Source organism: Xenorhabdus ehlersii, from assembly GCF_003610465.1.
Classification (GTDB): Bacteria; Pseudomonadota; Gammaproteobacteria; order Enterobacterales; family Enterobacteriaceae; genus Xenorhabdus; species Xenorhabdus ehlersii.
The window spans coordinates 382,267-403,735 of record NZ_RAQI01000002.1; the positions used below are offsets into that span (position 1 = coordinate 382,267).

General features: G+C 43.2%; 20 protein-coding genes. 12 read left to right on the forward strand and 8 right to left on the reverse strand.

Going from position 1 to position 21,469, the window contains the following annotated elements; genetic code table 11:
- Positions 1–47: 47 nt before the first annotated feature.
- The 3 genes from prs to BDE27_RS07695 all read left to right on the forward strand — a co-directional run bounded on the left by prs (position 48) and on the right by BDE27_RS07695 (position 6,068).
- Positions 48–995: a ribose-phosphate diphosphokinase gene (prs, locus tag BDE27_RS07685; RefSeq protein ID WP_120211349.1), complete on the forward strand. Its 948-nt coding sequence runs from the start codon at positions 48–50 to the stop codon at positions 993–995.
- A 774-nt stretch (positions 996–1,769) separates the two neighbouring features.
- On the forward strand, positions 1,770–3,827 hold the full coding sequence (locus tag BDE27_RS07690) for an autotransporter outer membrane beta-barrel domain-containing protein (protein ID WP_099132303.1): 2,058 nt from the start codon (positions 1,770–1,772) through the stop codon (positions 3,825–3,827).
- 258 nt (positions 3,828–4,085) lie between these two features.
- A complete protein-coding gene (locus BDE27_RS07695; protein WP_099132304.1) occupies positions 4,086–6,068 on the forward strand; it encodes an autotransporter outer membrane beta-barrel domain-containing protein in 1,983 nt (660 codons plus the stop codon).
- A gap of 62 nt (positions 6,069–6,130) precedes the next feature.
- Here BDE27_RS07695 and ychH read toward each other — a convergent pair whose 3' ends face one another.
- Positions 6,131–6,406: a stress-induced protein YchH gene (ychH, locus tag BDE27_RS07700; RefSeq protein WP_099132305.1), complete on the reverse strand. Its 276-nt coding sequence runs from the start codon at positions 6,404–6,406 to the stop codon at positions 6,131–6,133.
- A 262-nt stretch (positions 6,407–6,668) separates the two neighbouring features.
- On the opposite strand from ychH, the gene pth reads away from it, so the two are divergent.
- From pth to BDE27_RS19235, 5 genes are all read left to right on the forward strand, one after another.
- Positions 6,669–7,259, forward strand: coding sequence for an aminoacyl-tRNA hydrolase (pth, locus tag BDE27_RS07705; RefSeq protein WP_099132306.1), 591 nt, complete (start codon positions 6,669–6,671; stop codon positions 7,257–7,259).
- 110 nt (positions 7,260–7,369) lie between these two features.
- Positions 7,370–8,461, forward strand: a complete 1,092-nt coding sequence (gene ychF, locus BDE27_RS07710; protein WP_099132307.1) for a redox-regulated ATPase YchF — start codon at positions 7,370–7,372, stop codon at positions 8,459–8,461.
- 268 nt (positions 8,462–8,729) lie between these two features.
- Entirely contained in the window at positions 8,730–9,704 is a 975-nt protein-coding gene (locus tag BDE27_RS07715; RefSeq protein ID WP_099132308.1) for an AraC family transcriptional regulator, read from the forward strand.
- Positions 9,705–9,778: 74 nt separating this feature from the next.
- The gene (locus BDE27_RS07720) at positions 9,779–10,357 is read left to right on the forward strand and encodes an NAD(P)H-dependent oxidoreductase (RefSeq protein WP_099132309.1); all 579 of its coding nucleotides are present in this window, start codon (positions 9,779–9,781) and stop codon (positions 10,355–10,357) included.
- A 496-nt stretch (positions 10,358–10,853) separates the two neighbouring features.
- Positions 10,854–11,036: a hypothetical protein gene (locus BDE27_RS19235; RefSeq protein ID WP_143707520.1), complete on the forward strand. Its 183-nt coding sequence runs from the start codon at positions 10,854–10,856 to the stop codon at positions 11,034–11,036.
- A 232-nt stretch (positions 11,037–11,268) separates the two neighbouring features.
- Here BDE27_RS19235 and BDE27_RS07725 read toward each other — a convergent pair whose 3' ends face one another.
- Positions 11,269–12,099, reverse strand: a complete 831-nt coding sequence (locus tag BDE27_RS07725; RefSeq protein ID WP_099132310.1) for an alpha/beta fold hydrolase — start codon at positions 12,097–12,099, stop codon at positions 11,269–11,271.
- Between the two features lie 377 nt (positions 12,100–12,476).
- Between BDE27_RS07725 and BDE27_RS07730 the strand changes: the two genes are divergently transcribed.
- The 3 genes from BDE27_RS07730 to lhgO are packed head-to-tail and all read left to right on the forward strand — an operon-like array spanning position 12,477 to position 16,732.
- Positions 12,477–13,511 (forward strand): TAXI family TRAP transporter solute-binding subunit, encoded by a 1,035-nt coding sequence (locus BDE27_RS07730; protein WP_099132321.1) that lies wholly within the window; start codon positions 12,477–12,479, stop codon positions 13,509–13,511.
- Between the two features lie 58 nt (positions 13,512–13,569).
- Positions 13,570–15,540 (forward strand): TRAP transporter permease, encoded by a 1,971-nt coding sequence (locus BDE27_RS07735; protein WP_099132311.1) that lies wholly within the window; start codon positions 13,570–13,572, stop codon positions 15,538–15,540.
- Entirely contained in the window at positions 15,533–16,732 is a 1,200-nt protein-coding gene (gene lhgO / locus BDE27_RS07740) for an L-2-hydroxyglutarate oxidase (protein WP_099132312.1), read from the forward strand. Before BDE27_RS07735 ends, lhgO begins: the two co-directional genes overlap by 8 nt.
- 26 nt (positions 16,733–16,758) lie before the next feature.
- Here the strand turns inward: lhgO and BDE27_RS07745 are convergent, their stop codons facing one another.
- Positions 16,759–17,334 (reverse strand): recombinase family protein, encoded by a 576-nt coding sequence (locus BDE27_RS07745; protein WP_099132313.1) that lies wholly within the window; start codon positions 17,332–17,334, stop codon positions 16,759–16,761.
- A gap of 104 nt (positions 17,335–17,438) precedes the next feature.
- Here BDE27_RS07745 and BDE27_RS07750 point away from each other — a divergent pair, with 104 nt between their 5' ends.
- Positions 17,439–18,164 carry a phage tail fiber protein gene (locus tag BDE27_RS07750; protein WP_120211332.1) on the forward strand — a complete coding sequence of 242 codons (726 nt, stop codon included), beginning with the start codon at positions 17,439–17,441 and terminating at the stop codon, positions 18,162–18,164.
- 26 nt (positions 18,165–18,190) lie between these two features.
- Here the strand turns inward: BDE27_RS07750 and BDE27_RS07755 are convergent, their stop codons facing one another.
- The 5 genes from BDE27_RS07755 to BDE27_RS07775 are packed head-to-tail and all read right to left on the reverse strand — an operon-like array spanning position 18,191 to position 21,434.
- Positions 18,191–18,616, reverse strand: a complete 426-nt coding sequence (locus BDE27_RS07755) for a tail fiber assembly protein (RefSeq protein WP_099132157.1) — start codon at positions 18,614–18,616, stop codon at positions 18,191–18,193.
- A 2-nt stretch (positions 18,617–18,618) separates the two neighbouring features.
- Entirely contained in the window at positions 18,619–19,458 is an 840-nt protein-coding gene (locus BDE27_RS07760) for a gp53-like domain-containing protein (protein ID WP_120211335.1), read from the reverse strand.
- Positions 19,459–19,462: 4 nt separating this feature from the next.
- On the reverse strand, positions 19,463–20,023 hold the full coding sequence (locus tag BDE27_RS07765; RefSeq protein WP_099133695.1) for a YmfQ family protein: 561 nt from the start codon (positions 20,021–20,023) through the stop codon (positions 19,463–19,465).
- A complete protein-coding gene (locus BDE27_RS07770; RefSeq protein WP_099133696.1) occupies positions 20,020–21,084 on the reverse strand; it encodes a baseplate J/gp47 family protein in 1,065 nt (354 codons plus the stop codon). Before BDE27_RS07770 ends, BDE27_RS07765 begins: the two co-directional genes overlap by 4 nt.
- On the reverse strand, positions 21,084–21,434 hold the full coding sequence (locus BDE27_RS07775) for a phage GP46 family protein (RefSeq protein ID WP_099133749.1): 351 nt from the start codon (positions 21,432–21,434) through the stop codon (positions 21,084–21,086). The genes BDE27_RS07770 and BDE27_RS07775 overlap by 1 nt, the downstream gene beginning before the upstream one ends.
- Positions 21,435–21,469: the final 35 nt, after the last annotated feature.

The window sequence follows — 21,469 nt, forward strand, 5'->3', positions numbered from 1 at the left end:
TGATTGGTCAACAATATCTCTCTGGACGCAAGCCTGAGGTTTTTCTCGTGCCCGATATGAAGCTTTTTGCTGGTAATGCCACACCTGAACTAGCACAACGTGTTGCCAACCGCCTGTACACTAACCTGGGAGACGCTGCTGTCGGTCGTTTCAGCGACGGTGAAGTCAGTGTTCAAATCAATGAAAATGTCCGCGGTGGTGATGTTTTCATCATCCAGTCCACTTGTGCACCAACCAACGACAACCTGATGGAATTAGTTGTGATGGTCGATGCGCTACGTCGTGCTTCTGCTGGTCGTATTACCGCTGTTATTCCTTACTTCGGTTATGCTCGTCAGGATCGCCGTGTCCGTTCGGCACGTGTGCCTATCACTGCAAAAGTTGTTGCTGATTTTCTGTCCAGCGTTGGTGTAGACCGTGTTCTCACTGTTGACCTACACGCCGAGCAGATCCAAGGTTTCTTTGATGTTCCAGTTGATAATGTATTTGGTAGCCCAATTCTTCTGGAAGATATGCTCCAGAAAGAGCTGGAAAACCCGATTGTTGTCTCTCCAGATATCGGTGGTGTTGTTCGCGCCCGTGCGATTGCCAAGCTGCTGAACGATACGGATATGGCTATCATTGATAAACGTCGCCCACGTGCAAACGTTTCTCAAGTGATGCATATTATTGGTGATGTTGCTGGCCGTGATTGCGTTCTGGTAGATGATATGATCGATACAGGTGGCACACTGTGCAAAGCGGCTGAGGCATTGAAAGAGCGTGGAGCGAAGCGGGTGTTTGCTTATGCAACCCACCCTATTTTCTCTGGCAATGCAGTGGAAAATATCAAAAACTCAGTGATCGATGAATTTGTGGTCTGTGACACAATTCCTCTGTCTGATGAGATTAAGGCGTTGAACAAAGTTCGCACTTTGACACTGTCTGGCATGCTTGCTGAAGCTATTCGCCGTATCAGCAATGAAGAGTCAATCTCTGCGATGTTTGAGCATTAATGTTTAAGTTTTGCGTCAATATTAAGCGCTAACTTATTCAAGTGATTAAATAAATCATTGCTTGAAAAACCCCGTTGCTGTATTTGCAGCAGCGGGGTTTTCTGTTTGTTTGATATACTTAGCTAATATTTTCAATTTGACTTAATAATTATTATGAATAGTTTTCATTTGAAAATAATTAAATTTATCAAATTGTTATACTATTATAATAAATTTCACTCAATAAAATAAAACGATTAAATTGACATAAAAATTAATGTTAATATCCCACGAACATTTCAATCCATCTGGTACGTCCAGTTCCAAATATTCTAACAATACTGGTGTCATTGAATAGTTGCTGCTAACCTGTCGCACGCTTAATAGCGGTGATTTTATTTCCTTACATCACATAACAATATCGGAAAACAGGTATTATTTCTTCTATAAAAAAATAAATTATTCTAATAGGTAAGCTATCAATATCCAGGGATGAAAGGGATAATTTTCGACTGATTATTTTATATACATCCTTAAGAGCTGAACTTTTTAAGATCACATTATCTATAAGAAATGCAAAGTCATATGGAAGTTCAATAACAAGGAACCATACTTAATTGTAGACAGCCGTTATCAATAAGTTAGCTGTCCTATATGGGTTTATTTCAATATTAAACATATCGACTTCTCTAACTCTACTGAGGAAGAGTTGTAGGACTTTTTTGTTCAAAAAAAAGACCTTACAAAGGCGAGAGGCTGATTAATAACAAAAACTACTTTTTAAGGAGAGTGCCAATGAAAAAGGCATTTTTATTTACACCTGCACTGTTAGCGCTTTCAATCAATGCTATTTCTAATGCTCATGCTTATGATCGAGTGTATGTCTTTGGAGATAGCTTGAGTGATGGTGGAAATAACGGAATATATATGCCAGATGGAAAAATAAATCAGCTATATCATCAGTATTTTTCCCTACAGGCTATAGGCGTAAATTCAGCGCCATCCAAGGATGGTGGAACTAATTATGCCCAAGGTGGTGCTACAGCTCTAAAACAATACAGTAAATACGGCTTTAATACGCAAGAACAGGTAAATAGATATCTTAATGCCCATAATGGCAAAGTTGATCCTAACGGCATCTATATTCACTGGGTAGGTGGTAACGATCTTGCCAAAGCTTTGGAAGACGCCTCAAAAGAAACAGATCCACTACAAGGTCAAAAAATTGCCGCTGGTATTGTCATCACCAGCGCTACCGCAGCTGCAAATCAAATCAATCAACTTATCGAAAAAGGTGCTGGATTAGTTATTGCTCCAACCGTTCCTGATGTGAGCACTACTCCTAGATTTTTAGAAACATTACTTAGTCAAGTTATAATTCGCCAAGCCTTAGAATCCAAAGGTATTAAAGATCCTAAAGTTTATGATAATCTACCTGAAGACCAAAAAAAACCCATCGAACAAAAAATCAATGACACTTTGAAATCTGTTCGTGATGGCATTAATGCATATCCTACTCCTAATAGCGATTATCGCCGTCAACTTATTGAAGGTACACTGAAAAAAATTATAGAAAAATCATCTTCAGATAAAGAAACAAAAGAAGAAATAGAAGCAAAATATGAAAAACTTCTCGCTGCCTACAATAAGACAAGTGAAGATGCATCAAAACTCACTGATACATACAATGAGCTACTCGACAAACTAATTAGCAAAGGAAACGGCAATATTTTGCGTGCCGATATCAATGGATTGCTGCATGAAGTGATCGCCAATCCTCTGATTTATGGCATTCAAAATACATTAGGTTATTCTTGCGAGCAAGGTAAAGACGCTAATAAATGTTCCTCCAACGACTCAGGGTTTACCAAAGACAAAGAATTTTTATTCTCTGATTCTTTCCACCCAACACCGTTGGGACAGAAGATCATGGGCCAATATATTACCTCTATTTATAATGCCCCATCACAGGTAATGACCCTAAACCAAGTCAACCGTACGCCAATTAAAAGTGCCCTATCTTCCCTTGATGGTCACCTGCAACAACTGCGTAACGGCGGCAATGAACAAGGCAAAGTCGGCGTCTTTGGCGGCTATACTGGCAACCGAGATAAAACCTTTACACTGGGTAGCGATTATCAGCTAATAGATAACCTGCTGTTGGGTGCAATGTACTCTAACTATAAAGAGGAACGCTCACCCATTGCTGATTTTTCTTATGGAGGCCGTGGTCATGTTCTGACAGCGTATACATTGTGGAACTATTATAATAACGGTTGGTTAAGTGGCGATGTCCATTATTCACGCACCAATTATGATAGCCTGACCCGTACTATCCAGCTTGGTGAAGCCACCCGCAGAGAAACTGGCTCAACCACAGGTAAACAATGGGGAGCGCGCATTACCGCAGGCTGGGATATTCCTGTTACTCACTATCTGACCACCAGCCCAATCATCCAATATGTCTGGGATAAAGGTGAAGTTGATGGTTACCGTGAATCCGGCAACAATAATACTTCCATGCATTTTGGTGATCAAAACTACACGTCTAAAGTGGGCACCCTGGGCTGGCGGGTAGATACTAAACTAGGCCGTTTCAATCCTTATGCCTCCGTTCAGTTTAATCACCAATTTGGTGATACAAGCTACAAACTGAGCGGTGCCATTAACTCCACCAAAACTTCTTTTGTGCAGGAAAGTGGCAAGCAGAACACCAATTGGCGTCAATATACTGTCGGCGTGAACGCAAACCTGAGCAATAACCTACGCGGTTTTGCTTCTGTAACCCGTAATGACGGCAATACCCAAGATCCTAGCTACAATTTCAGTTTGGGTATCAACGCTAGTTTCTAAAACACCCGTCTGTAAGAGAGCATTTACTCAGGAACGCAAGGCAAAATTACTGCCTTGCGTTTTTATTTAATCATCATTCAGCATTAATATACGCACGTTAACATTGTGTTTAATTTTCGTATATGCAGATAGAAGTAGTATCGAACTGAAATAATCAGAGAATCAGCCATTAACCGAAGAGAGATGAGCAAATACCCTTTTAAATCAAGGTGTTTTGGCTGGCGTGAAAATAATGCGCTGTTTTTTCAGGAGATCTACATGAAAAAAACACTCTTTTTAGTATCAGCCACGACTGTACTATTAGTTAACCTCATGACAAATTCTTATGCCTACAACGATGTGTATGTTTTTGGAGATAGTTTGAGTGATAGTGGGAATATCGGCAGATTTACAACAGATGGTAAGGACACTGAACTCTATGATGAATATATAGCCCAAAACCTCACTGGCAAAAAATTGACACCCTCTAAAGAAAACGGAACCAATTATGCATATGGAGGCGCAGCAGCTAACGATTCTGGGAATCGTCTCTGGGATCATTTTGTTCACTCAACACAAAAACAACTCGATGACTATTTGCAAGCACACTCTGGACGGGCCGATCCGAATGGAGTGTACATACATTGGGTAGGAGGTAATGATGTAAAGGACGCTCTGGAAGATTTAGAGAAAGGCGATGAAAAAGCAGCGCAACATCGTATCAATAATAGTTCTGCATCCGCAGCATCGCAGATCAATCAACTCATTAAGGCTGGCGCGGGGTTAATTATTGTACCTAATGTTCCCGATATTGGTACAACCCCAAAAATTATGGAAGCAGTACTTAAAGGCGCTTTAAAAAAAAGCAAAGTACCCGATGACAAAATCGCCCAAATTCTGAAACAAGCTCATGAGGCCATCAACAAATACCCTACACCCAATGTGGAAATCAGAAATAAAATTATCCAGGGAGTTTTTAAAAAGATTGCTGAAGGTGCTTCTCCCCAAGATCCAGACGCAGCGAAAGAAATTTATCGCCAATTGCTTGCTGCTTATGATAATACCAACAAAATTGCTTCCCAATTTTCCGACGAATATAACCAAAATGAAGAGAATCAACTCAGTAACGGCAATATTCTGCGTGCCGATGTCAATCATCTCTTAAGGGAAGTTATTGAGAATCCAACCATCTATGGTATTGCTAATACCCTTGGTTATGCCTGCCCACAAGGTACAAGGGCTAATGAGTGTTCTTCTTCCGAGCCTGGCTTTGATAAAAGCCAACCCTACTTATTTTCCGATGACCTCCATCCAACCCCTTACGCACACAAAGTCATCGGTCAGTACATTATGTCGATCTACAACGCCCCTTTACAAGTGATGGCGTTGAACCACATCAACCGTACCCCAACCATAACCGCGCTAAGCTCACTTGACGGTCACCTGCAACAGCTTCGCAATGATCATCAGGCCAAAGGTAAAGTTGGCGTATTCGGTGGTTATACAGACAATCACAATAATACCCTTACATTGGGTAGCGATTATCAACTGACGGATAATTTGCTATTAGGGGCAACAATTTCACGTTATAAAGATGAACAAAATGCAACCCCTAATTTCAACTATGCTGCTACTGGTCATGTCATAGCAGCTTACATACTATGGAACTACTATGGCAGCGGATGGCTGAACGGCGATGTCCATTATTCACGTACCAATTACGACAATCTGTCACGCTCCATCCAGCTTGGTCAAGCCACTCGCAGGGAATCAGGTTCAACGATGGGTAAACAGTGGGGTTGGCGGATTACAGCAGGCTGGGATATCCCAATCACTCGTTATCTAACCACCAGCCCAATCATCCAATACGCCTGGGACAAGGGGGATATTGATGGTTATCGTGAAACAGGTAACAACAGCACCTCTATGCATTTTGCAGATCAAAATTATCATTCCAAAGTTGGCTCGGTGGGCTGGCGAGTAGATACTAAACTAGGCCGTTTTAATCCTTATGCCTCTATTCTGTTCAATCATCAATTCGATGATGAACGCTATACTCTTCGCAGCGCGATCAATGCGACCAAAACAAGTTTCGTCCAACAGGGAGAGAAACAGAATAGAGATCATGTCCAATATACAGTCGGTGTTAATGCCAATCTGACCAATAACTTTCGCGCATTTGCCGCCGTCTCACATGAAAAAAATGATAATGAACCGAATCATGACTACTATTTCAACCTCGGTTTCAATGTCAGCTTTTAATAGACTGAACATTTAACAAATGAAGGATAAGGCGGTAATTGTTACCGCCTTATCCAAAATAATCACGAATGTCGCTGTTTTTTACGGCAATAACGTTCATCGTAATTTTTCAGCCACCAATATTTATCAGTAACCTGTTCCCGACCGCCAATACTGGCGCCTACCAGCCAAATAAATGCCCCAACAAACAATCCCATTAATGAGAGGCTTGTCAAAAACTCCGAAAGACCAAAATTAAAGATATGGCTAAGCAATACATAAGCTAAGCTAATAAACATTGCCGCCATTCCTGCTCCCATGAGAATATTGCCAAAAATAAAAGCCTTTTTACGTCTCATAACCAACCTCCAATACTTTTTGTGAACGCTAATTTGCAAATACAACGAACGCAAAAGCACGAAAGTAGATATCTTCTTCAAAATTAATTATAGACTTATCATATGAAAGGTTATTGCGGTGGCGATCACAAGCTGTACAAATTTAAGCCTAATTTTTTACATTCCATCAGAATAATCTTTGTTAAATGAGTTTTGTACTCAAGCCTTGAGATAGGTAAACTAATCTCCTTTTTGTTCTATTGCCAATAAGCGAAATTAAACCGTGAGTAACATAAAATTAATCGTTGGCCTGGCAAACCCTGGAGCCGAATATGCACAGACCAGACATAATGCAGGGGCATGGTTTGTCGATTTGTTAGCACAACGCTATAACCAATCCCTGAAAGAAGAGAGTAAATTTTTTGGCTATACCGCCCGTATCAACGTTAATGGGCAGGATATTCGTTTACTGGTACCTACCACTTTCATGAACCTTAGCGGTAAATCTGTCCTTGCCCTTGCTGGATTTTATCGTATTCAGCCGGATGAAATCTTGGTTGCACATGACGAGCTGGATCTACCGCCTGGTGTGGCAAAAATGAAACTGGGTGGCAGCAATGGCGGTCATAATGGCCTAAAAGACATTCAGAATAAACTCGGTAATAATCCTAACTTCCACCGTCTGCGTATCGGTATTGGTCATCCAGGCGATAAAAACAAAGTCGTCGGTTTTGTCCTTGGCAAGCCTCCTGCCAGCGAACAAAAACTGATTGACGATGCCATAGATGAAGCATTGCGTTGTACTAACATCCTCATCAAAGATGGCATGAACAAGGCAATTAATCGCCTGCATGCATTTAAAGCCAGCGCTTAACTGGGAGTACATGGCGCATCGGGCTATTGCGTGTATAATAGCGCCATTTTGTAAACTCACCGACAAGCCTACTGCTTGTTGGTTTATAAGTGATTTAAGGTGATAAATATATGGGATTCAAATGCGGTATCGTTGGCCTGCCTAACGTTGGGAAATCTACATTATTCAATGCGCTGACCAAAGCAGGTATCGAAGCAGCAAACTTCCCGTTCTGCACTATCGAGCCAAACACAGGTGTTGTGCCGATGCCAGATCCACGTCTCGAACAGTTGGCTGAGATTGTTAAACCACAACGCACCCTGCCAACCACTATGGAATTTGTAGATATTGCTGGTCTGGTAAAAGGTGCTTCAAAAGGTGAAGGCTTAGGCAACCAATTCCTGACCAACATCCGTGAAACAGAAGCGATCGGTCATGTAGTACGTTGCTTTGAAAACGACAACATTGTCCACGTTTCTGGTCAGGTTGATCCTGCCTCTGATATTGAAGTTATCAATACAGAACTGGCTCTGTCGGATCTGGATACCTGTGAACGCGCTATCCATCGTATACAAAAGAAAGCCAAAGGTGGTGATAAGGACGCTAAAGCAGAGCTGGAAGTCTTAGAAAAATGCCTTCCACACCTTGAACAAGCAGGTATGCTACGCGCTTTAAATCTGAGTGCGGAAGAAAAAGCGATTATTCGCTATCTGAGCTTTCTGACCTTAAAACCAACCATGTACATTGCCAACGTCAATGAAGATGGTTTCGAAAATAATCCACACCTTGATACCGTTCGCGCCATTGCTGAAAAAGAAGGTTCCGTTGTTGTTCCCGTTTGTGCAGCGATTGAAGCCGATATCGCAGAGTTGGAAGATGCTGACCGCGAAGAATTTATGGCAGAATTAGGTCTGGAAGAGCCAGGCTTGAATCGTGTAATTCGCGCTGGTTACCAGTTGCTGAACCTGCAAACCTACTTTACTGCGGGCGTGAAAGAAGTTCGTGCCTGGACGATCCCAGTGGGTGCAACCGCCCCACAAGCAGCGGGTAAAATTCATACTGATTTTGAAAAGGGCTTTATCCGTGCTCAAACTATTTCGTTTGAGGACTTTATCACTTACAAAGGTGAACAAGGCGCGAAAGAAGCGGGCAAAATGCGCGCAGAAGGGAAAGATTATATCGTTAAAGATGGCGATGTGATGAATTTCTTGTTTAACGTCTAATCATTTTTCTTATCTTACAACATTTCAGGCTGTCCTATTAAAACGGGTTAAATCTTTAAAATCCACGCCATTGCGTGGATTTCCTGTTTTTATAATGTCACAAAGAATTATGATGGCTTTGGTTACCACTATAACAATTTAAATATCCTCCACAATTCTTGCCTAATCCTCCAATACCCCCTGTGACTGATACAAAATTTTTCCTTCTAGGGATATGCTATATAACACACTAATAATCATGGCTTTTATATAGGTAAGGAAATAGAAAATGGGGGCATCGAATCAACAACCCGATAAAACAGAAATTGAAATCCAGTTACAACAATTGGCTGGCAAAGTGGCCAAGTTAACGCGCCCCAATACACACGCCGTAAAAACAGTAATTCCTCAATTAACGCTCTGCCATTTGGAACAGCCAACCGATCCGATTGGTTGGTTGTATGATCCCAGTATTATGGTTATTGCCCAGGGGACAAAACGGGTAACGATTGGTGATCGTTCATATTGTTGCGATCCCCAACAAATCTTAGTGACTTCGACAAATATCCCCACCATTACCCAGACTTGTACCGCATCTAAGGAAAAACCCTTTTTTGCCTTGATGTTACAACTTGATATTCAGAAAGCGTCAAAATTAATGGTTGAAAATAAGGTCACGATAAAGCATCAAATTCAGGATACATGTGGATTAGCCGTGACTTCTGCTACAACGGATCTGCTGGTCTGTTTTAATCGTCTATTGGATATATTAAACACACCGGAAGATATTCCCGTTCTCTTTCCCCTAATACATAAAGAAATCATCTATCGGCTACTGAAAAGTGAATTGGGAGGACGTTTACAACAAATGGCTACCCAGGAAAGCCCAAGCCACCAAATCAGCCATACGATCCAATGGCTAAAAGAACACTTTGCTGATCCGGTTAAAGTCGAACAACTTGCCAAAATCGCCAAAATGAGTCTTTCTTCTTTTCATCATCACTTTAAGGCTGTCACTTCTATGAGTCCATTACAATACCAAAAATGGCTGCGTTTACACGAAGCAAGGCGCATATTATTGACCCAACACCACAATGTGACAACAACTGCATTTCAGGTTGGCTATGAAAGCACTTCCCAATTCAATCGTGAATATAGCCGTCTTTTTGGTGAATCTCCCTGCCGAGATATGAAACGGTTTCGGATCACCCATCAGGAGAAGAAAATAGATATTGCCGGAGCATTGGGCAACAATTGCCAATAAATAGGCATACATTCAATCAAAACCAGTCCTAAGATAATCCTCAGTTTATCAATGGAATAAAACAGAGGGTTATTATGGGCCATATTTTAGTTATCAATTCAGCAAAAATTTTTGACGAATCGAAAGGAGGGCTAAATAATGCCTTAACCGAAGTTATCAAAGATCACCTGACAGAGATAGGTCATAAAGTTCAGGTAACGCATGTAGATAAAGGTTATGACATCACCGCAGAGATTAATAAATTTCTTTGGGCGGATCGTATTATTTACCAAATGCCGGGTTGGTGGATGGAAGCACCGTGGATTTTAAAGAAATATGTCGATGAGGTTTTCCAGGCTGGCCGCGGTGCCTTGTTTAAGAATGATGGGCGAACCCGTCATGACCCTGCCAAAAAATACGGTTCAGGTGGCCTGATACAAGGCAAGGCTTATATGTTTTCGGTAACCTGGAATGCGCCACTGGAATCATTTGAAGATCCCAATCAATTTTTTGAAGGAAAAGGTATTGACAGTGTTTACTACCCTTTCCACAAGGCAAACCAGTTTTTAGGTATGTCTCCAATACCAACATTTGCTTGTTATGATGTGATAAAAAATCCACAAATTTCTCAAGACATTCAACGATTAAAAAAACATTTATCAGCATTTTTCTAGCTAAGGCGAGTGGAGAGCTATTTAATCAATTGCAAATACTCATCTAGAAAACAAAGATCGTACATATCCACTTGCATATTCTTCGTCTTTTAAGTTGCCTCTTTGTTGGCTGCGACGCAACTTGAAATTCATTGGGTATATACCAAGTGGATTGTTATTCCTTCAAAAATCATTTAATCAAAATAAAAAATAACACCATCAATTATCACACATGAAATAAAACATTCCATTAACGTTATTGAAAAAATAAATTCATTCAAAATACTTTTTTATCTCTTTTACGAACATTTTTTCTATAAAAGAATAAAAAAACAAATTGTTAAAAAATCGTAAACAAAATATCAATGCAATAAAAAAATCAATAGCAAAAAGCACAGAACACTTGTAAAAATGAGCATGTTGACGTTAATACTAATTCTAACGTCAACTCCATTTCTACATAATTTATCGTTATGCTTTTATTGATGTTAATCCCTAACTCTATGAGGTATAGATCATGAAAAGAAAATTAGCTGCTTGTATGCTTTCATTACTCGTAGGAACAATCATCACAACTAACGCAAATGCGTTCTTATGTAAGACACTTAATGCTGATTTACGGGCAACATGCGAAGCTGCATGTAATTTAATCCCTGATGGTGGTACCGGCCTTTCAATCGCTAAGCAATTCTGCTTGTAACTATAACTTAGTATAACACTGTACAAAAAAGATATTCTTATCTTTATTTAATCATATTCTAGCCTGAATTTTACTATGACAGTAAAAACTGAAGTTAGAATAGAGAAAACAGTGAAGGTATAACACCTTAAAATATAATGGTGGGAGCGCTTTTAAGTGTTTTATTAAATAAACATGTAATAAAAGACTCCCACTATTATTTATCATAATCAATTGGTTATTACATCTGATTTCATTGGAGATTTTTAAGAAATTCGACCAAAATAGGATTAAACAATTCCGGTGCTTCCCAGAACGGTGCGTGACCAAGGCCAGCTAAATTAACTATTTTCCTTTTCCAAAGATTTCGGTAATTGAGACCATTAATATAATCAAAATTAATATAGGGATCATCTGCTCCATTAACAATCGCTAACGGTGTTTGACTGGTTTCAGCCAATAATTTTTGATCTGTTGCTTGAGGGGAAAGAAAAGCCTCAAACATATACTGCCGTGCCAATCCATCTGTTCTTATCACTGCTTCAATAATAAAAGGCTCATGAGGCGCATTAACACCATAGGTATCAGAGACAAAATTTTTGATATCTTCCTCAGTAAATTCCGCCTTGCCGGCAAGCCCCAAACCAGGACGAAAACCAAGAGCCACGTTATCTGCACCGACTGATACCGGTGGAGCACCGCAAATCATTAAGCCAATCATCTTAGGGAACAACGCCAACATTTCCAACCCAATATGACCTCCTAATGACCAACCAAATACTACCACTCTGTTAATGCCTATTTTTTCTAGTACCTCAATGACCGTATGTGCATAACCAGGCATTGAATATGCCTGACGTGATTCACTGGCATTTGATGATGAACCATGCCCTGGCAAATCTAACGCCAAAACCCGATACTTCCCTTTTAACTGATTAATTTGATGACGAAATATTTCTTTACAACTTGAATTACCATGAATGAAAAGAACAGGTAACCCACTCCCGCCAGTATCTATTACTGAAATACCTGCATAACGGGTCTGAATATTATAGTAATTAATACCATTCTGTGTAGTAGTCATTATTCTCTCTCCTCAAGTAATAGGGATGAGTTTAAGGAAGCGATTAAATTAGCCTTATTACAAATCATCAGTATTGAATCATCATAAAACGATAGAGATTTTGACTGAATTAAACCCTCCTGAAAGTTATTATGAGATTTATTTATAAAATCTGATTTTTTTATCCTCTGCAAGATTATGCAGTGCGCTTCCCCCACTTAAAATCTATCAGTAACTTCATATTTTTCGTTTGTTTTTTTAAGACACACAAAACACCTATCACAAATTTTCAACATAAAACTCCGAACCAGGTAAGTAATGTTGTATACAAGTGAATGCAAACATTTAACATTTATTACACAACATCATCTGGTAATCACATTATGACTATAAAAAATATGGCTTCCTTAAAAGTAAAGCGCCTATTGACAGCTACTGTTGCCATTGCTCTGGTCATCATGGCCATGACAGGAAAAATAGAAAATGCCCATAAACGTTTTCTCTCCGTTGCTACGGCTTCCACAGGCGGAACTTATTATCCAATGGGAGTCGGTCTGGCCAATGTCTGGAGTAACCATCTGAAACAAGAAAATATTCAGGTGACGGGACAATCTTCAGCCGGTTCGATTGAAAATATTGATCTGCTCCAAAAAAATGAAGCCCAACTGGCTATTTTACAGAGTTTGCTCGCCGTCGAAGCCTATCAAGGTGTCCGAAATTTCAAAAACCGCCCTTATCGGGATTTGCGTTCTATCTCCGTTCTTTGGCCAAATGTTGAACATTTTGTTCTAGTCGACGATAAAGTCAAAGATGGCACGCTAAACGATATTGCCGGAACACGTTTTTCTGTTGGACCACAAGCGAGTGGAACCGAACAATCTACCCTGATTATTCTGCAAGGTGTCAACCTCAGCAAACAAGAGATTCACCCAGAATATCTTGGTTATGGTGATACCGTTTCAGCTATGCGGGACGGTCGTCTTGATGGTGGCGCCTTACCTGCGGGTGTACCCGCTTCAGCAGTCACAGATATGTATGCCAGTGGTGTTCCTGCTCGCATTCTAAATGTGACAGGTGAACAATTGAAAAAGATTAACGCTATTGCCAACTCATGGTTTCGCTTTATCATAAAACCAGAAACTTATCCACGCCAAAAACAGCCTATCCAAACGATCGCACAACCCAATATTCTGATGACAACCCGCAAAATAGATGAAAAAACCATCTATCAATTAACAAAAGTGATGTTTGAAAATCAAAAGGAAGTCCACCAGATCCATAGCTCCGCAAAATACATTCTGCCTGAAAACGCATTGAAGGGTGTTTCCGTACCATTACATCTTGGGGCATATCGATATTATCGCGAAATTGGCCTGGATATTCCTGACTATCTTATGCCTCCAGAACTTAAATCGACAGACAAACCCCAATGATTTTTGACCGGAAATCATAAAGCTCAACTTAATTTTCCCATCATGTTATGGAGTCACCATGAATACTGATAATGTAATACCATCCACAATAGAGCTGGATAAAGAAGCAGGATCAGGCAGCCGTCAATTAAGCGGTTTCTATTCGAAGCTCACGATGATACTTGCCATCGCTATTTCCCTTTATGCTATCTATTCCAATGCGTTATCCAATACGCAGGAATTTTATCGTAATGCAACATTTCTCACTGGCATTCTGGGGTTAGGCTTTATTCTGTTTCCGATTTCCAAACGTTATTCAACAGCCAAATTTAATTATTGGGATTACCTATTTATTCTGCTTACATTGGTGAGTTATGGGTATTTTTATTTTACTTACACTGACTTGCATGTTGTACGTAACAGCATTCCCAATACCACAGATTATGTGATGTCCGTCATTGGCATCGCTGTACTCTTTGAGGCAGCAAGGCGTACAACAGGCTATTTCATACCGGGGTTATCTCTTTTTGCCATCATCTATGCTTTATTCGGCAACTATTTCATGAGTATCTTCGGTCATGCCGGATTTTCACTTGAGCGTCTGCTATTCCGCTTATTTATGACCAGTGAAGGAATTTTCGGCATTACCCTATCCACGGCATCAACGGCAATTATTGTTTTTATCCTGTTTGGTGCATTCTTAAGTGTCAGCGGTGCAACGGCATTATTCAATGACCTTGCCATGGCAATGGCCGGACGTCGTCGTGGTGGCCCAGCCCAAGTTGCGGTCATCTCCTCTGCCCTGACGGGTTCACTGAGTGGCAGTGCTGTTGCCAACGTTGCTACAACCGGAACCTTCACTATTCCCCTGATGAAAAACATCGGCCTGTCTCCCCGTTTTGCCGGTGCTGTCGAAGCGGCGGCATCAACAGGAGGCATGATCATGCCGCCGATTATGGGAGCAGCCGCATTTATCATGGCCGGTTTTTTGGGCATTTCTTACACCACTATTGTGATTGCAGCCATTATTCCGGCACTGCTCTATTACGCAGCCCTGATTATTGCCATTGATCTGGAAGCCAAAAAACAAGGATTGAAAGGCGTCAGCAGGGAAAATACTCCCAAAGTCAAAGCGGTACTCAAATCCCGTGGGCTACTATTATTGCCACTCTTTATCGTGATTGGCACTTTATTGACCGGAAAGACGCCGATTTATGCCGGTTTTCTCGGTATTATCGCGATTATTATCGCAAGTTGGATCACACCAGATACTTCCGTGCGCATGACTCCCAGGAAAATCGCCGCTGCCCTGAATGAAGCTGCCCGTGGAGCTATTCAGGTCACTGTCGCCTGTGCGGCCATTGGCGTTATTATCTGTGTTGTTACCATGACAGGCATTGGATCAACCCTCGCTTTTAATATCGTATCCCTGACCAACAATACCCTGTGGATGATCCTGCTGGTTGTTATGGTAGTTTGTATTGTCCTCAGTATGGGGCTGCCTTCAACTGCCTTATATATTGTTGTTGCTGTGACGGTGTCACCTATATTAATTAAAGCAGGTGTTTTACCATTAGCTGCTCACTTCTTTGTTTTTTGGTTTGGTGCACTTTCCAATATTACCCCACCGGTCGCACTCGCCAGTTACACAGCTGCCAGCATTGCCCGTGCTGATCCAATACAGACTTCATGGAATGCGGTCTATCTGGCTTTGCCAGGTTTTATCATTCCCTTTATTTTGGTGTACAACCCAGCATTATTGATACAGGGTGATGACTTAAACGTCCTATCCATTAGTTATATGATCCTGACTGCACTGATTGGCATCTATTCACTTTCTGTTGCCAGTGCTAATTTCTGGATGTACAAAACCCATTGGTTAGAGAGAATTCTCTTCGCTATTGCCGCGATCCTGTTAATCAAACCGGGAATGATCACAGATCTGGCCGGAATAATATTGATTATCGTGGCAGGAACCCTGCATTTCTTACGCAATAAATTGGAACGTGTAAAAAATAAGAATAATGAGGAACACCCTAAAAATGTATGACGTGATTGTTATTGGTGCAGGATTGGTTGGGCTTGGCACCGCTAATGCCTTACAAGAACAGCATCCGCACTTGCGCTTGCTGATATTAGATAAAGAAAATGGCGTGGCTGCACATCAAAGCGGTCACAATAGTAACGTTGTGCATTCCGGCATTTATTACACTCCTGGCAGTTTAAAAGCACAACTGGCGAAACAAGGAAACCGTACAATATATGAATTTTGTCAACAGCATGGATTATATTACGACCGCTGCGGTAAGGTGATTGTCGCCACACAACTCAAGGAGCTTCCCCTGCTGGAAAATATCTACCAGCGAGGATTGAAAAACGGCCTTGAAGTCAGCCTCCTCTCACAAACCCAACTGAAAGAGCGCGAGCCTTATGTCAACGGCCTTGAGGCAATATTAGTGCCCGATGCAGGGATCGTGAATTACCCGGAAATTGCGGCTAAACTGGCGGAAATCATTCAGGCCAGGGGGGGTAATATTTATTATCAACAGCAAATCCAAGGTATTCATGAATACAGTGATTATGTTGAGGTACAAACTCAGCAAACCAGCTATCAGGCTAAATGGCTGGTGAATTGTGCCGGATTGCATAGTGACAGAATTGCCAAGTTAGCAGGCTATAAGACAGGTATGAAGATCGTTCCTTTCCGCGGTGAATATTATGTTCTGGACAACAGCAAAAATTATCTGGTTAATCACCTGATTTATCCCGTACCTAACCCTGATTTTCCTTTCCTCGGCGTTCATTTTACGCGAATGCACAATGGCAAACGAGATGTTGGCCCGAACGCAGTATTGGCATTTAAGCGTGAAGGATATAGCAAAACAGATTTCAATCTACGGGATTTAGCCGAGGTACTGACTTACAAAGGATTTTGGAAAATCGCCACACGTTATTTCTGTGAAGGTATGGCAGAAATACGACGTTCCTTTTCTCGCCAGCTTTTTACCGAAAATGCCCGGCAGCTTATTCCTGATTTGCAACCGGAAGATATCACTCCAGGGCCAGCCGGCGTGCGCGCCCAAGCACTTACCGCCGATGGCAAATTGGTGGATGATTTTCACTTTGTGAAAGGTCGTCGTTCACTGCATGTTTGCAATGCACCGTCTGTAGCGCGGCGGCCAATTTTGCACTATTTGGCGGTATATTCTGCACTACTTCAAGTGAAAATTACCGCCCTATAATGCACAGTGCAGAATAAAACGCCTGATTAAAAAATGTCATCATTAGCCGCACGGCCTACAGGCAAATATTTGTAAATGCTTGACAGTGAAATATTAAATGCCTTAGCGATCTCACGCCGTGTTTTTCCTTGACTCAACAATTGGATCGCCTGCTGATATTTATCTTCCGGCAGTGCCACCGGACGCCCTCCAATTCGCCCCTGTGCCCGTGCTGCGGCTAGTCCAGCATTAGTACGTTCAATAATCAGTTCCCGTTCCATTTCAGCCAATGCACTCATCACATAGAAGAAAAAGCGTCCCATTGGCGTACTGGTATCAATGCTGTCGGTCAGGCTTTGAAAGTGGATACCGTCATTGCTTAGTTTTTCATTCAGGGTAATAAGGTTTTTTACACTGCGCCCCAGTCTGTCCAGTTTCCAGACAACCAAAGTATCACCTGTTTTCAGGTGTTCTAATGCTTGTTTGAGTCCCGGTCGATTGGCAGTTTTGCCGCTTATTTTATCTTCAAAGATGTGATCACAGTTGGCTGCGATTAAGGCATTACGTTGTAAGTCACTGTGTTGGTCAGTCGTTGATACTCTGATATAACCGATCTTCGCCATAACTCACCTCTTTTCTTTCCTGCCTAATTATTTTATCGGCTATATTGCAAAATAAATTAGTATCTTATCCGTAAAACCTCGGTTTAGCGGGAACCGTAGAACGGGTGGAACGGACTAATTTAGGCAAAACTCACACACCGCGTACGACATTGAAATCCGGTGAATGGGGCAAACCGGTTGGTTACTCAGTGCTAGTAGACTCCTATAGCGCAGGATTTCCTGCACCGTTAGGTACTCATGGCTATTGGCATGTTATTGGAGCACGTGATACCAGTGCGGGGTATGCCGGTTTTCTAGCGAGTTATGCTAACGGCCTAATTTATTACGGTCATGCCCTGGCTGCCCGCGAAAATCCAACATGGTATGCGTTATATACCACCAGTAACACCACAGTCGTTGATGGCTACCTAAAAACAGCATCCCCCATTATCCAAATCTACCCTGGTGGCACCTTTACCACCAACGACGAATCCGAGGGTGCTATTGTCGAGCGTCTGTCTGAGGGCGTCTATCTCATCAAAAACGTGCTGGGGTTTAATGCTGATGCGGCATGGGGCGGTGTTGATGGTGGGGTTGAGATACCGCTGTGTAAAAATAAACTGCCGTTGATTTGGGTGGATTACAAAGTGCTACCCGATGGTGCCATCAAATTAATGACCTACCACCGTGAGCATGCAGAAGCACCTACATTCGCCCAAAATGTACGAGAGAGTTATTCAGACGGTGACCCGATTGATATCCCCGCCGGTCGGTCTATATCTGTCCGTGTCCAGATGCCAGAGAGTTCTATTTGGAATCAGCAACAACGGAAATTGACTGAGTCGGAATAAATATAGGGGCATAGTGCCCCTGATTGTTATTCTGGCGCTTTAGGCCAGTCAATATTGGGTGCTGTCGAACAGTCTACACGGTTCAGTAGCACGCAATATTTTTTCCATGCTGTTAGCGCTGACAGTTCCGCCGCCGTCGCCATTTGAAGATCGACGGCATACTGTAGCGGCGCGATTGCGCTGGTCGCCTGAGTCATGAGATATTTTTTCTGGGATTCAGCCTGTTGTTGCAATTCCGCTGGTGTCGGCGGTGGGATATCACCCCATGCAGGTAGACCGTCAGATCCCACAATCCGGCGTTTCCCCGCGGGGATATCACGTGTAAATTTAATAAAAACAGCCTCGCGCACCGCAACCCCGTCATCCGGCCATGTCCCCGCGGCAACATATGCATCTTTCAGAGACAACAGAAAGAACGAATTCTGCGCCGCACTAAAAATATATCTACTCATTACTATCTCCCTATGGCTAAATATTGACCGCCCTCACCCTGCACATTGACATGGGCAACAAAACCATTACGTTGTTTGTTTGTTGCTCCCCACGTATGTCCTGTCGCCCAACCTGCATCAGAAACAATAACGTGGTCAACAGTTGTTGGGAATTTGAACGGGAACTCCACAAACACGCGGGTTGACGAACTGAAATCAATCAGACCAAATTGAATGTATATATCACCTAAACGATACCAGCCCTGCCCATGCTCAAACCTGAGATACGCCAGAACCGCATTAATACTGCCCCGTGAGATTAAATCCCGGCCAGTGGGTGTGATGGGGCTCAGTGTTGCCGTATCCGCCCCGGTAAAATACGGCAGCAGATCTCCTCCGGTCACCAATCCGGCCAGTGCCGTCAGGGTCGCGTTCAGGGGTTGCCGATTTTTTATAATTTCAGACAGACTGTTAGAAAAGTTTGCGTCATTGTTGATTGCCTGAGCCAGTTTCTCCAACGTATTCAACGCGGCTGGGGGGTTACCTGCAATTAATTCGGGTAAACCGAGGTTTTTCACAAACTCCGATTTGTTGGGGATATCGGCGCCGTTTCGGGATTTTTCCAGCCAACCTTTGGCAACAATCGCGGTTATCGCGTCAGCAAGTTGACTCTGTTTTCTGGGGTCTGGGGTAATCCCGGCTTTCGCCAAAATGTTTTTACATTCCTGTTGAATATCCCTGACTGAGAATTGGACATCATTTAACCATTGAGAGGGCACTATTGTGCCGGGCAATCCGGTACTGGGATCGCCATCATCAAATATATTGCCAGGTGTATTAACGGGGGGCATTAAATCTTGCATAGTGTTAATCCTGATAAGTAAATCGACAAAAGGTATGCGCGGGTTTCAGTTCGTTAAAAACGGATTCAATAACGGGATCGCCAAAGGACAGCAACCGTTCGCCCGCCGCCGAACTGCCTGCCCTGAACCGATAGGTGGGGACACGTGTTCCATAGATATTGACGACCCACGACCATATCGAATCAGGATGCATCAGCCTGTCACCCGCGCGGTTTATGCCCGCCCGAAAGGGTTCGGGTTCAGTAATGGTAATCTGGTAACCCAGACGGGCAGCCAGAGAAATAAAATAGGGGATGGATAACCCACCTGTTTCCGCCAGCTTCAGCAAGACCATTTCCAGCCGTTGCTGGTAGCTGTTATCGGCATTTTGGGTGATACCGAGCACGCGCTCCCAGTCAGGCAGTAACGACTGAGCAAAGAACGGTGTGATAGCGCCACTAACACGATGGGCGCTCTGTTTTGTCCATTGCAACTGCGTTGCTTCAGCCCCCAGTTCGGCATCCAAACGGGGGGCATCAATGGCATAGCTGACCGGCGGCAATAACTGCTTTAGTAATGATTTCATGCGGAAAAGAGCCTTACAGTGATGTTACCAATACGCAACCATTCAAGGTGATACTTATCTACCCGTGCGACAACATTTGCGATGGGAGCCATCAGGCGGCGGTCACGAATACCGGGAATGAGGGAAATGCGCATCTCAATTTGGCTGCGGACCAACGGCTCACCCGGTGCCAGCCGCCCTACCGCATCGGTAATCACGGCCTTGATCTCCTGATTGGCGGCTTCAAGAGTGATGCCATCCAAAACGACTTCAATAACAAAATCCACGGGACGCAATGCGGGCGCTAATACCAGTGAGCTTTTAGCGGTGACGGGGCGAACGTCGTCAATATGTGCCTGCACGGCAGTGATGATGTCTGCTGACGGCAATCCATCGGCGGAGGTGATCGCAATATCGACTGTGCCGAGGCCACGGCGTAACGGGTAAACAAAGGCATTGGTGACACCGGGTACTTCCAGTGCCCAGCGGCGATAGTCGTATTTATTGCCGCCTGCGGGCGGTCGGCGAATGATGTCGAGCAGTCTCACCAGCAGGCTAGCATCGGTTTCGGCATCTGTGCCGCCTGTCAGTGTCTGAACAACCGCACGGCTATTAACCCCCATCGGGGCACTGACCAGTTCAGCCTCCGTAGAGGATGACCGGTTGCCTGCTGCGCCGGATTGATTGGCAATGATTGCCACTGTTGCCTGTCCGTGCGGATCAATCGTCACGGCGGATGTGGTTTTAACAGAGACCGTTTCACCCCGCATTTCAGCCCCTGCGGGCAAAACGGCGCCGGGCGAACCGGTCAGGCTGGCGCTGCCTATCGCCGTCGTTGCTGGTTTGCGTGTCAGGTTACGGGTACGGGCGTGCAGTTCCAGATAGTCGCTGTCGGCGGTGTCCGGGAATATCTGGCGCACAATCCAGCCTTGATGTTGATAAATACCCTCGGCCACGCTCGCCACCGAGGAGGCACGGACAAAATAATCACTGTCAGCGCCGATATCGGCATCCGGCAATTGATTCTTGATGTCCCGCAACAGATCATCGCGGATTTGCTGAAATTCCGGGGTAATCCACATCAGGCGATTCTCACGGTATGTTTAAAATTATGCGTCTGTTCGGCGGCATCAGTGACTTTAATCCAGAGCTGCGCCCGTTTGTGCTGGTCACGATGCACTGTGACGCTAATAGAGGTGGCACGGCCATCATCTAATATCGGCTGTAACGCCTGTTCAGCATACTGACGCGCCAGCACATAAATGCGTGACATGTCTTTCTCACGGGTCAGTTCATGCAAACGGGAACCCAGCGCAGGGTCAGCCCAGTAACTGCCCAGGGGCGTCATCAGCCGCAGGTAAACCGCATTTTCCAGGCTGTTTGTTCGGGTGCCGGTATAGTCACCCGTTTGGGGATTTAATAATCTGTCCATGCTGCACAGTGTGGCAGCATGGGTAAATATCAGCA